This window comes from Serratia marcescens (genome assembly GCF_001902635.1).
Classification (GTDB): domain Bacteria; phylum Pseudomonadota; class Gammaproteobacteria; order Enterobacterales; family Enterobacteriaceae; genus Serratia; species Serratia marcescens_F.
On sequence record NZ_MJAO01000004.1, the window covers coordinates 272,054 to 283,314 of the forward strand.

The window sequence follows — 11,261 nt, forward strand, 5'->3', positions numbered from 1 at the left end:
AAACCGGCGCCATGACGGCGCCGGCAACAGGGTTAGGCTTCGGCGTTAAACTCGTTGTGGAAGGCGACTTCCGCACACGGCAGCGCGCCCTGGAAGGTGATGGCGCGGAAGTAGTCTTGCGGCACGCCCGGCAAGGTCAGCGCCGTCTGCGCCTGGAAGCCGAAACGGCCGTAATAGTTCGGATCGCCCAGCACCACGCAGCCTGCGGCGTGTTTCTCTTGCAGTTCGGCCAATAGCTGGCGGATCAGCCGGCTGCCGATCCCCTGACCCTGATAGTCCGGCAGCACCGACACCGGCGCCAGCCCGTACCAACCGGCGGTGCCGTTGCTAAGCACGACCGGCGAGACGGACGCGTGTCCGATCGGTGTGCCATTGTGTTCGGCGACCAGCGACAGTGTGAGAGCATCCGCCGCGCGCAGCGCATTGACGATAAACTGCTCGGTGTGGCTGGTGTGTTCGGCATGCAAGAACGCGGCGGCGGTCAGGGTGGTGATGGCGGCGATGTCGGCCGGCGTTTCGTGGCGTAAAGTGATGTTCATAGTTGTATCCTGATCAATAAGGCTGAGCCGACCGGGCTGCCTGCCCGGCCGGTATCGATGATTAACGGTTATCCAGCTGCGCACGCACGGCCTTGAGCCCGGCGAAGGTGACGCGATAAGGGCGCCCCTGGCGAGAGAGGATCAGGCGTTTGGTTTTGAGCTTGGTGAAAACGGCCAGCGAGCAGTCGGCCAGGCCGAGCCCTTCGCGGGTGTAGCATTCGACGTGGGTGACGTGACCGGCGTCGCTGCGGGTGAAGGCGATATAACCGCCTTTGGCCAACACGTGCAGCACGCGTTGTTCCGCTTTGGAAATGTTCATGTTGGGAGATCCTGTAATAACCCCAGATACGCGCATCCCCGCGCAAACGCGCGTCGGATACGTCAGAGTCCCTCGCCATACGGCAAGGAAGCGACTATCGGGTGGTTACAATCTCCAACATACAGGCCTCGGGTAGTGAAAAACGCCAGGGCGGCGTTTAAGCGCAGTTAATGTAGCCAATGGCCGGTTGGCTGTCAATTTGCCGGCGGCGCGGGCCGCCGGCGAAAGGCCAATTAGAAAGGCTTGGTCGGCAGGTATTTGCCGTCCAGGGTGATCACCGCGCGTTCGCCGCCTTCCGGATCGGCGACCTTTTTGATATCCAGCTTGAAGTTGATGGCGCTGATGATGCCGTCGCCGAACTGCTCGTGCACCAGCGCTTTCAGCGTGGAGCCGTAAACCTGCAGCATTTCATAGAAGCGATAAATGGTCGGATCGGTCGGCACGCCGCCGGGAATGCTGCCGCGCAGCGGAATGGTTTGCAGGAGTTGCACCGCCGCTTCGTCCAGATCCAGCTTCGCCGCGACCGCGCGCGCCGCCTGCTCCGGCAGCGCATGCTGCCCCAACAGCGCGGCGGTGACGAACGCCAGGCTGAGACCGGTGCCCTCGGCCAGCGCTTCGAAAGTCAGGTTATGGCGGATCTTGGCGGCCATGATGGTGTCGGTGAGCGCTTCGCGCGGGGCGGCGTTATGCAGAGAGTGTGTCATGTTAGCTCCTTTTGTTGGCTTAAAAACGGGCGATCGCCGGGGTGGCGGTCACCTCGGGATGGGTGGCGAGCGGCACGAAGCGGCGGGTTTCGCCGTCCAGCGCCTCGATAGCGCCGCTGGCGATGTCATAGACCCAGCCGTGCAGCGTCAGGCGGCCCTGATCCAGCGCCAGGGCGACGGAAGGGTGCGTTTTGATGTTGTTGAGTTGGGCGATGACGTTCTCGCGCACCATCGACGCGACCCGCGCCTCGTCGGAAGCGTGCGGGTAAGCCTGGTTGACCGCCTTGGCGGAATCGGCGTAACGCAGCCAGCCGGCGACCGTCGGCAGATGATCCAGACATTGGCAGGTGGCGATGGCGGTCATCGCGCCGCAGTCGGAATGGCCGCAGATCACGATATCCTCCACGCCCAGCGCGGCGACCGCGTATTCGACCGAGGCGGTAACCCCGCCGGGTTCGGGGCCGAAAGAAGGCACGATATTACCGGCGTTGCGGATCACGAACAGATCGCCCGGCTCACGCTGGGTGACCAGCTCGGGTACCAGACGGCTGTCGGAACATGAGATAAACAGGGTGCGCGGGTTCTGGCGGGTCGCCAGCCGCTGAAATAGCGCCGTGCGTTCAACAAAGGCTTCGCGCTGGAACTTCAGGAAGCCTTCAATGACCTCTTTCATCCGTTTCTCCATAGAGTGTCGTTAAGCGATGGCGGCATGATGAACGCTTCTGGCTATAGGGTCTAAGACCCATTTATAATGATAGCTATAGGTATTACTAATAGCTGGGGCGCTATGCTGCTGCGACATATCCGTTATTTTCTGGCCGTTGCCGAACAGGGCAATTTCACCCGCGCCGCCGAAGCGCTGCATGTTTCGCAACCGACGTTGTCTCAGCAGATCAAGCAGCTGGAGGAAGCGCTGGGGGCGCCGCTGTTCGATCGCAGCGGCAGAACGGTGCGGCTGACCGACGCCGGTGAAGCCTGGATGCGCTATGCGCGCCTGGCATTGCAGGATCTGGACGCCGGTGCGCGGGCGATCCATGACGTGGCGACGCTGGAGCGCGGCCATTTGCGGCTGGCGATGACGCCGACCTTCACCGCCTATCTGGTGGGGCCGGCGGTCGATGCCTTCTACCGCCGCTATCCGGGGATTACGCTGAGCATTGAGGAGATGGCGCAAGAGCGAATTGAGGCGCTGCTGGTGCAGGATAGGCTGGATCTGGGCATCGCCTTCGAGATGGCGCAGTCGGTGGAGGTGGAAGCGACGGCGTTGTTCAGCGAGGTGCTGGAGCTGATGGTCGGGGCCGATCATCCCCTGGCGGCGCATCGCCAGCCGCTGACGCTGGCGGAGTGGCAACATCTGCCGCTGGCTTTGCTGAGCGGCGACTTCGCCACGCGCCAGTTTATCGATCGCTACTGCATGCAGCTGGGTTTTCGGCCGCGGGTGGCGGTAGAGGCCAATGCGCTGGGCGCCATCGTCGAGATCGTGCGGCGCGGGCAGCTCGCCACGCTGCTGCCGGCCGCCATTGCGCGCGAGAACCGGCAGTTGAAAAAGGTGGCGCTGGCCAATGCCATGCCGGTGCGGCAGGCGGTATGGCTGCAGCGTAAAGACGCTTACCGCAGCGCCGCAGCGCAGGCGTTTGTCGCGGTATTGCAGGAACAGGGCGTTACGCCAGCGCACTCCAACGCTGGGTGATCCCCAGCAGATGCACCAGGCCGAAGCCGAGGCAAATCAGCGAGCTGACGGCGATAAAGCGAGGGCTGCGGCCGGTGCCGCGCAGGGCGAAGGGGCCGGCGACGCCGCGCAGCAGGTAGATAAAGGTGATGATAAACAGCGCGGGCCGCAGCAACGGCAGTGGCGCGATCAGGCCTGCGCCGGACAGCGCGTAAAGCGCCCAAATAAACAGCACCAGCGTGATGCCGGCGGTGATGACGTCCGGGAACTTTTTCCCGGCTTCCGCCGCCTTAATCAAGCGATCGCCGGCGCCGAACAGCCGATAGCCGCGTGGCCCGGCGGCGATGACCCAAATATGCATCAGTGCGGCGATAGCGCTCAGCGCGGCGCCGATCAGCAGTGCGGTGTTATAGGTGTGTGGCATGTTCAGCATCCTTGGCAGAAAAGTGGTTTGGCATGAAGCGTAGACTAGAATAGTCGGATTAACAGAGCGGAGCATGGAAAAGCAGCAAATGATGAGACGGGCGACAGGCATGCTAAGCGTATTGGCGTTGTGGAGCGGTTTGGCGGTGGCGCAATCAACGCCGCTGGCGCTGCCGAGGGAAGACGCGTCGAGCATTCGTTATTACCTGGACGCCGTCGTTCCTGGGCAAGCGTCGCCGACGCTGCTGGTGATCCTGCAAGGCTCGGATTGCAATAGCGTTCGCCATATCCGCCTGGTGCGGGATCCGATGCGGCAGGTGTTACCCGCCGCAGATCTGCTGACGGTGGAGAAATACGGTATCGACGACACGCTGCCGTACAGCGAAGATGCGCAGCGGCAGGATTGCCCTGAGGCCTTCGTGCAGCATGACACGCCGCAGCAGCGGGTGAGCGATGTCACCCGGGTGCTGCAGACGGTGATTAAGCGAAACGGCTATCAAAAGGTCGTGGTGTTGGGGGGCAGCGAGGGGGCGGTGATCGCTAATCTGGTGACGGCGTCCTCGGGCCTGGTTGACGCTACCCTCGCGTTCAGCGGCGGTGGGCGCTGGTTTATCGACGACGTGCGCCACAGCGTTGCCGGCGCGCCGAAAGAAGAGGCCGCCGGGCTGAACGCATTTTTACAGCAGGTTCAGACGGCACCGCCGTTCACCCTAAACGCCAGCGATCACGGCTATGCCTGGTGGCATGGCATGCTGAACATCGATCAGCTCGCCATCCTGCGCAGCATCAAGACGCCGGTGCTGATCGTGCAGGGGGGAAAAGATCGGGCCGTTTCACCGGCGGCGGTCGGGCAAATGATTGCCGAATTGCGCGCCGCCGGCAAAACGAACATTACCTATGTCAATTATGCTGAGTTGGACCATGTGATGCGGCGCGAAAACGGCGCCAGCGAGATGACGCGGGTGGTGGCGGACATGCGCGACTGGCTGGAGAAAACGCTGCGCTGACCGGCCACCCGCCGGGCCTTACTCGGTGTGGCGCTCCCGGAACAGCATGTTGATCCCAGCGCGCCGATCGGCAGGATGCGGAAGACGATCGCCAGCCACGCATTAATAACGCAAGTACAACTTTTTTAAGAATCCGATCACAAAATAGAGTCTATAGAATATTCTTCGGAATTTAATATCTTAAATAGGCACGAATTAAGATGAGTTAAGCGTAGTGCAGCGGAATATTCAAAGAAAAAACAGTGCGCTATCATTCCTGTTTGTTTTGCAGTGATCCCCCCTTCATTCTGTAAAACATCTTTAATCCATATTCCATTCTATTCAACTATTGAACCTGTGAATTTTTAACGGCGGCAGAGGGGCTTTTCATTCCCGTTGCTTCCCTCGTTAGCGTGCGGTAGAGCGGGTAATCGGGATTTTATGCTCTCTTTCGGCGAGGTCTTCTCGTCGGCCATCTACCTGGGTAAGTTGATTAAGCATATCGCCATTGAAGCTGTTAATGATAATTATAATCATTTCAGTATATAAGAATTTTCTTACAAATTTATTGCTTGTGAAATGCGCATCCGTTAACCTGAATCGGCATGAGTGTAGTAACAAGTTTTATCTTCTATAAGAGAAAAAATGAGCGATACAATAATCTTAAATGGTCGCGTTATTTACAACAAAATCACAGCCACATTGATGGATGTAGAACAAAAGAAAGACGCGATAACCTTAACCACACCGGCGAATAACTGTTTACAGATTTTGTTAGATAACGGAACGGAGATCACCACCCAGAAAGAGCTGTTTGAAGAGGTGTGGGAGAAACACGGTATTCCGATCAATGCCAACACCCTTTATCAAAATATCGCGATGATCCGCAAGGCTTTCCGCCAGCTGGGCGTGGAGGAAGAAATCATCGTGACCATCCCCCGGCGTGGCATGGTGATCGCCGACAGTGTGCAGATCGCTGACTTTATTGCCGACCCGGCATCGCCAGAGGAATATGCGGACGAAGCTGAAGTGCCGGATAATGCGATTCATGCGGAACAACGGCCGGCGGATGTAGTAGAACAGAGCGCCGCTGCGCCGGGTAATATCAAAAGAAGAGTGATGCTTACCCTGTTATATATTGTCGTAATGACGCTGACGGGCTTCGCCGCTTCGTTTGCTTATCATGTCTATCAGAATACGCAAAGCCGCTTTTACAGCTACCGCCATCTGGGGGATGCTCAGCAATGCCAGATCTATACCGACAGCCGGGGCGAAAATAAGTCTTTGCCGGCGGTGGCGGAACGGCTCGCCAAATCGGGCTTACGCTGCGATCATCGGGAACGGGTTTATGTTTCGTCCTTTAGCGGGACGCCGCGTGAGTCTTTTATTCTTTGCGATGGTGACATTTTAGTTGCTACCTCCCAATGCCGTTCGCAATATCGATCTTTCTCGGAGGGAATGCGATGAAAGTAAAGGCAGTTTTTGCGGTATCGATGGCGCTAACGGCGCTGGCGGCTGTTTTTTACACGGCGTATTCACGGGAAAACGATCTCAGCAAGGGCGTCAGCTGTTTTACCCAGGTGCAATACGATTATGAGTCTGATAATGATAAGGCGATGATGAATACCGGTATTCTGTTTGCGCTGTCGAACGGTCATGGCGTGGTGTCATACAGCGGCCGTTTTTACCACCGTGGCAATACCTATACCGTGAAGCGCTATGCCGAAGTAAATTATACCGTAAGAAACGGCAACGCATTTTTATTGAAAACGCAATCGCTGCGAATTACACCGGTCGATAATCTGCCCGAGCCGCTGGCGAAAAAGTATTTATATAGCTACCTGCGGGACGACAACGGCTGGGTCAGCCTGGGCATACAGGCCAATGCGGACAACGGGTATGTTATCTCTACTACGCCCGTTCCTCAGCTATTGTGCAAGCAGGTTAAGTAATTCCTTTCTGGTTATCCCTCATTTTCACCACTTATTATCACACCATGCGACGTTGGTCGCATGGTTATGCTGGCTCTGGGAACGCATACCTGCGCGCTTAACGCGTTCCGCTATTTGTTAAACCACCGGTCACTTCATATTTCTGCTTTTATCTTGTCGATATTTTACATTGGCTTGGTATTCATTTATGTCAAATAGCCTGAATCCAGGCTAACAAGGTTATTTAAGGCTACCTTAAATGCTGATTTAAGGTGTTTAAGATTTCCTTATCTTATTGTTTTTGTTCTTCTTTTTGCGTTTTTTGATGAAATTTTATTTTGTTGGATTATTTTATTAAAGAATATCAGAACACTCCGCTAATCTTTATCTCATCGCAAACATCCTGTTATGTTGCGAGGTAAGAATCGATTGGGTCAATCTGTTCTTTATATTGATAATCAATCATTAACCATGCTGGGTTTAAATGCGATACGGGAAAGCAAGTCAATACCTCTTGCTGTTGGCGGTAGCATTAATTTGAAACTCAAACGACAAAGTTAACACACGATAAGGAAATTAGTTCATGAAAATGAATAAACTCAACAAAACTATTCTGGCTGCTGTTATCGCCTTCGGCGCAACCTCGATGGCGCAAGCCGATCAGGGGCATGGTAAAGTTACTTTTACCGGTTCTATTATTGATGCACCTTGCTCCATTACGCCTGAGTCTATCGATCAGACCGTAGATCTGGGCCAGATCTCCAACGTTGCGTTGAGTGATGGCGGTAAATCCACGCCGCGTAACTTCAGCATCGATCTGGAAAACTGCACTTTCGGTGATGACGGTGCCGGCAACCTGAACAAGAATAAGGTCACCGTAACCTTCACCGGCATGGAATCCGCAGCCGATAATGGCCTGCTGGCAGTTACCGGTACGGCGCAAGGCGCCAGCATTGCGATTGCCGACGGCAGCGGTCAGATCATTAAACTGGGTCAACCTACCAAACCGCACTCTTTACAGAACGGTAAGAACACCCTGTCCTACGCTGCCTATATGCAGGGCGACGGCGCCGCAGTGACTGAGGGTGAATTCCAGGCGGTAGCCGACTTTACTCTGGCTTATAACTAATAGCCGTTATTAATCCCATTTTGGTGTGCATGCATGCGGGATCCCCGCATGCATTTTTCAGGAAGTGACAAGCAAGGATAATACCAATGCGGATTGATAATGTTGTTTTTATAGTGGCCTCTTGCCTGTTTTCCTTGAGCAGCTTTGCTACACAAGCCGCTAATTCCGTTCAGGGATGGGGACGGGTCAATATGCAAGGATCCATTATTGATACCGCCTGTGCGATTGCGGTGGAAAGCCGCGAACAAACCATCGATATGGAGGTGGTGCCACTGGCGGAAATTATTCGCGACGGGCAGGGGCACAGCAAGCCTTTTTCCATTGAATTGGTTAACTGCATTTTGGAACGTGCTGGAAAAGAAGATTGGAAACAATTTCAGGTGACGTTTGACGGCGACGCCGATGGGGGGTTATTTGGCGTGCGTGGTGACGCCTCCGGTATTGCGCTGCAGATTGTCGATCCTTATGGAAATATTGCCATTCCGGGCAGGCCGATGCCATTGCATGACATTGTGCCGGGAAATATGCAGCTGAATTACACCCTGAAGCTGGTAGCCAATAATCATGCGTTGAAGGCGGGCGACTATTTTTCCTCGGTCCGTTTCAAACTGGATTATTTCTGACCTGAAATAAGACGACGTGAACGTCGGCATAATGAGAATAATGATTAAAGGCTTAAAGGTATGAGACTGTCACCTGCAGGGAAATGGGTTCGTCTTCAAACGTTGGGTATTTGCATTTCATTAGCGCTGGGCGCGCCTTCCACAATGGTATTTGCTGCCGACGAAATACAGTTCAACACCGATGTGCTGGATGTGCACGATAGAAACAATATCGATTTGAGCCAGTTCTCCCGTGGCGGTTACATCATGCGGGGTACCTACAGCATGGTGGTGCACGTTAACCGCAACGATCTGCCGGAGCAGCAGATACCGTTTTATGCGCCGGAAGAAGATCCGAACGGCAGCCGCGCCTGTATAAGCAAAGCGCTGGCGGCGCAGCTGGGTTTCAAAGACAGCGTGTTGAAAGACCTGACCTGGTGGCACCAGGGGGAGTGCCTGAACGAGAGCAGCGTACAGGGGATGGAAATGCGTGGCGATCTGGCCACCTCTTCTCTGTACCTGAACATCCCGCAGGCGTTTCTGGAGTACACCGCAGATAACTGGGATCCGCCGTCGCGCTGGGATGAGGGGATCCCCGGGCTGCTGTTCGACTACAACGTCAACGCGCAAACGAACAAGAACCTGAAAAGGGGAGCGAGCAGTTACGACCTGAGCGGCAACGGCACGGCGGGCGCCAACCTCGGCGCCTGGCGGCTGCGTGCGGACTGGCAGGCGAACATCAATCACCAGACCGGTTCGGGGCAACCGACCAAACAGCAGCTGGACTGGAGCCGTTATTATGCCTTCCGCGCGGTGCCGGCGCTGCGTTCGAAGCTGACGCTGGGGGAAAACTACCTGGATTCCGGCATGTTCGACAGCTTCCGCTTCAGCGGCGCCAGCCTGGTGTCGGACGACAACATGTTGCCGCCTAATCTGCGCGGCTATGCGCCGGAAGTGGTGGGGGTGGCCAAGACCAACGCCAAGGTCACCATCAGCCAACAAGGGCGGGTGTTGTACGAGACCACGGTGGCGGCGGGGCCGTTCCGCATTCAGGACATCAACGATGCGGTGAGCGGCGAACTGAACGTGCGGGTGGAAGAGCAGGATGGGCAGGTGCAGGAGTTCACCATGAACACCTCCAGCATCCCTTATCTGACGCGGCCCGGTTCTGTGCGCTTCAAGCTGGCGGCGGGTAAACCGACCGACTGGCGGCATCATGCGCGCGGGCCGCTGTTCGGCACCGGCGAGTTCTCCTGGGGCGTGAGCAACGGCTGGTCGCTGTACGGCGGCGCGCTGGCGGGTGGCGACTACAACGCGGCTTCGTTGGGTATCGGCCGCGATCTGATGATATTGGGCGCGCTGTCGTTCGACGCTACCCAGTCGCGGGCGCGCTTGCCGCAGGAGGACGGCACGCTGAGCGGCGGTTCGTATCGTCTCAGCTATTCGAAGAACTTCGACGAATACGACAGCCAGGTGACCTTCGCCGGCTACCGCTTCTCGGAGCGGGACTTCATGAGCATGAGCGAGTACCTGGATGCGCGCTATTACGGCAACCGCAGCGGCAGCGGCAAGGAGATGTACACCATCACCTTTAACAAGCACTTCCGCGACTGGGGGTTGAGCAGTTACGTCAACTATAGCCACGAGACGTACTGGGATCGGCCGGCGAACGATCGCTACAACCTGACGTTGTCGCGTTACTTCGACCTGGGGCGGTGGCGCAACCTGAGCCTGTCGCTGTCTGCGTATCGCAACCAGTATAACGGCGCCAAAGACGACGGCGCTTATCTGTCGCTGTCGCTGCCGTGGGGAGAGAACACGACTCTGAGCTACAACACCTCGGTCAACCGTAATGACAATACGCAGCGGGTGGGCTATTACGCGCGGGTTGACGAACGCAACAACTATCAGCTGAACGCCGGCACTTCGCGCAGCGGGGCCAGCCTGAGCGGTTACTACAACCATGAGGGCGATATGGCGCGGATGAGCGCCAACGCCAGCTACCAGGCGGGGCGCTACAGTGCGCTGGGTCTCTCTGCGCAGGGCGGGATGACGATGACCGCCGAAGGGGGCGCATTGCACCGCGTCGCCCAACAGGGCGGCACCCGTATGCTGATCGATACCGGCGGCGTGCCGGAGGTGCCGGTACGCGGCTACGGCCGCGCCAGCCGCACCAACGCCTGGGGTAAGGCAGTGATCGGCGACGTGAACAGCTATTACCGCAACAAGGCCAGCATCGATCTCAACCAGCTGGGCGACAACGCCGAAGCTACCCGGTCGGTGGTGCAGGCCACGCTGACGGAAGGCGCCATCGGCTATCGCCAGTTCGACGTGGTCGCCGGCGAGAAGGCAATGGCGGTGATCAAGCTGGCGGGCGGCGGCGAACCGCCGTTCGGCGCCACGGTGCGGAACGGCCGCAAGCAGGAAACCGGTATCGTCAACGACGGCGGCAGCATTTACCTGAGCGGCATCAACGCCGGGGAAAGCATGACGGTGCACTGGAACGGCGCCGCGCAGTGTGAAGTGCGGATGCCGACCCCGCTGCCGGCGCAGATGCTGACGGCCAACTTACTGTTGCCGTGCCGGGCGCTGAGCGCCGGCGCGGATAACGACAAGCAATGAAGTGAGGAGTTTTTATGACGAACACAATGGGTAAACAGGCCGGTTTGCTGGCTACCGCCGCGCTGCTGAGCAGTGCATTGGCCCCCGCGGCGCAGGCGGCGATCGCCCTGGACCGCACCCGGGTGATTTTCGACGGTGGCCAGAAGTCGGTCAGTCTGAGCGTCAGCAACCAGAACAAGCAGCTGCCGTATCTGGCGCTGGGGTGGATCGAAGACGAACAGGGCAACAAGATCCAGAGCCCGCTGACGGTGCTGCCGCCGGTGCAGCGCATTGAGCCGGGCAAACCGAGCCAGGTGAAGATTCAGGCGCTGCCGGTGGCCAAACAGCTGCCGCAGGA

13 protein-coding genes are annotated in these 11,261 nt (G+C 57.4%); 8 read left to right on the plus strand and 5 right to left on the minus strand.

Going from position 1 to position 11,261, the window contains the following annotated elements; genetic code table 11:
- Positions 1-32 precede the first annotated feature (32 nt).
- The 4 genes from BHU62_RS05875 to BHU62_RS05890 form a co-directional block, all read right to left on the minus strand.
- Positions 33-539: a GNAT family N-acetyltransferase gene (locus BHU62_RS05875; RefSeq protein ID WP_073529639.1), complete on the minus strand. Its 507-nt coding sequence runs from the start codon at positions 537-539 to the stop codon at positions 33-35.
- A gap of 61 nt (positions 540-600) precedes the next feature.
- On the minus strand, positions 601-858 hold the full coding sequence (locus tag BHU62_RS05880) for a YjhX family toxin (RefSeq protein ID WP_073529640.1): 258 nt from the start codon (positions 856-858) through the stop codon (positions 601-603).
- Positions 859-1,091: 233 nt separating this feature from the next.
- Entirely contained in the window at positions 1,092-1,562 is a 471-nt protein-coding gene (cynS, locus tag BHU62_RS05885) for a cyanase (protein ID WP_073529641.1), read from the minus strand.
- A 19-nt stretch (positions 1,563-1,581) separates the two neighbouring features.
- Positions 1,582-2,235 carry a carbonic anhydrase gene (locus BHU62_RS05890; RefSeq protein ID WP_073529642.1) on the minus strand — a complete coding sequence of 218 codons (654 nt, stop codon included), beginning with the start codon at positions 2,233-2,235 and terminating at the stop codon, positions 1,582-1,584.
- A gap of 114 nt (positions 2,236-2,349) precedes the next feature.
- Here BHU62_RS05890 and cynR point away from each other — a divergent pair, with 114 nt between their 5' ends.
- Complete coding sequence (cynR, locus tag BHU62_RS05895; protein ID WP_073529643.1) at positions 2,350-3,252, plus strand: transcriptional regulator CynR; 903 nt, start codon at positions 2,350-2,352, stop codon at positions 3,250-3,252.
- On the opposite strand, the gene BHU62_RS05900 is transcribed toward cynR, so the two are convergent.
- Positions 3,224-3,655 carry a hypothetical protein gene (locus BHU62_RS05900; RefSeq protein ID WP_073529644.1) on the minus strand — a complete coding sequence of 144 codons (432 nt, stop codon included), beginning with the start codon at positions 3,653-3,655 and terminating at the stop codon, positions 3,224-3,226. The genes cynR and BHU62_RS05900 overlap by 29 nt on opposite strands.
- Positions 3,656-3,728: 73 nt before the next feature.
- Between BHU62_RS05900 and BHU62_RS05905 the strand changes: the two genes are divergently transcribed.
- The 7 genes from BHU62_RS05905 to BHU62_RS05935 all read left to right on the plus strand — a co-directional run.
- Positions 3,729-4,661, plus strand: coding sequence for an alpha/beta hydrolase family protein (locus BHU62_RS05905; protein ID WP_201788368.1), 933 nt, complete (start codon positions 3,729-3,731; stop codon positions 4,659-4,661).
- 624 nt (positions 4,662-5,285) lie between these two features.
- Positions 5,286-6,107 carry a winged helix-turn-helix domain-containing protein gene (locus BHU62_RS05910; RefSeq protein WP_073529645.1) on the plus strand — a complete coding sequence of 274 codons (822 nt, stop codon included), beginning with the start codon at positions 5,286-5,288 and terminating at the stop codon, positions 6,105-6,107.
- Positions 6,104-6,592, plus strand: coding sequence for a hypothetical protein (locus tag BHU62_RS05915; RefSeq protein ID WP_073529646.1), 489 nt, complete (start codon positions 6,104-6,106; stop codon positions 6,590-6,592). Before BHU62_RS05910 ends, BHU62_RS05915 begins: the two co-directional genes overlap by 4 nt.
- A gap of 562 nt (positions 6,593-7,154) precedes the next feature.
- The gene (locus BHU62_RS05920) at positions 7,155-7,700 is read left to right on the plus strand and encodes a fimbrial protein (RefSeq protein WP_236720646.1); all 546 of its coding nucleotides are present in this window, start codon (positions 7,155-7,157) and stop codon (positions 7,698-7,700) included.
- Between the two features lie 86 nt (positions 7,701-7,786).
- Positions 7,787-8,323 (plus strand): fimbrial protein, encoded by a 537-nt coding sequence (locus tag BHU62_RS05925; protein WP_073529647.1) that lies wholly within the window; start codon positions 7,787-7,789, stop codon positions 8,321-8,323.
- Positions 8,324-8,383: 60 nt separating this feature from the next.
- Positions 8,384-10,924: an outer membrane usher protein gene (locus BHU62_RS05930; RefSeq protein WP_073529648.1), complete on the plus strand. Its 2,541-nt coding sequence runs from the start codon at positions 8,384-8,386 to the stop codon at positions 10,922-10,924.
- Between the two features lie 14 nt (positions 10,925-10,938).
- Positions 10,939-11,261 (plus strand): fimbria/pilus periplasmic chaperone (locus tag BHU62_RS05935; RefSeq protein WP_236720647.1); only part of this gene is annotated, 323 nt, incomplete at its 3' end.

Excerpts from the sequence above, each read along its gene's own strand:
- BHU62_RS05920 (WP_236720646.1), top strand. The coding sequence starts at position 7,155 with ATGAAAATGAATAAACTCAACAAAACTATTCTGGCTGCTGTTATCGCC.
- BHU62_RS05910 (WP_073529645.1), top strand. The coding sequence starts at position 5,286 with ATGAGCGATACAATAATCTTAAATGGTCGCGTTATTTACAACAAAATC.
- cynR (WP_073529643.1), top strand. The coding sequence starts at position 2,350 with ATGCTGCTGCGACATATCCGTTATTTTCTGGCCGTTGCCGAACAGGGC.
- BHU62_RS05905 (WP_201788368.1), top strand. The coding sequence starts at position 3,729 with ATGGAAAAGCAGCAAATGATGAGACGGGCGACAGGCATGCTAAGCGTA.
- BHU62_RS05900 (WP_073529644.1), bottom strand. The coding sequence starts at position 3,655 with ATGCCACACACCTATAACACCGCACTGCTGATCGGCGCCGCGCTGAGC.
- BHU62_RS05930 (WP_073529648.1), top strand. The coding sequence starts at position 8,384 with ATGAGACTGTCACCTGCAGGGAAATGGGTTCGTCTTCAAACGTTGGGT.
- BHU62_RS05875 (WP_073529639.1), bottom strand. The coding sequence starts at position 539 with ATGAACATCACTTTACGCCACGAAACGCCGGCCGACATCGCCGCCATC.
- cynS (WP_073529641.1), bottom strand. The coding sequence starts at position 1,562 with ATGACACACTCTCTGCATAACGCCGCCCCGCGCGAAGCGCTCACCGAC.
- BHU62_RS05880 (WP_073529640.1), bottom strand. The coding sequence starts at position 858 with ATGAACATTTCCAAAGCGGAACAACGCGTGCTGCACGTGTTGGCCAAA.
- BHU62_RS05915 (WP_073529646.1), top strand. The coding sequence starts at position 6,104 with ATGAAAGTAAAGGCAGTTTTTGCGGTATCGATGGCGCTAACGGCGCTG.
- BHU62_RS05925 (WP_073529647.1), top strand. The coding sequence starts at position 7,787 with ATGCGGATTGATAATGTTGTTTTTATAGTGGCCTCTTGCCTGTTTTCC.
- BHU62_RS05890 (WP_073529642.1), bottom strand. The coding sequence starts at position 2,235 with ATGAAAGAGGTCATTGAAGGCTTCCTGAAGTTCCAGCGCGAAGCCTTT.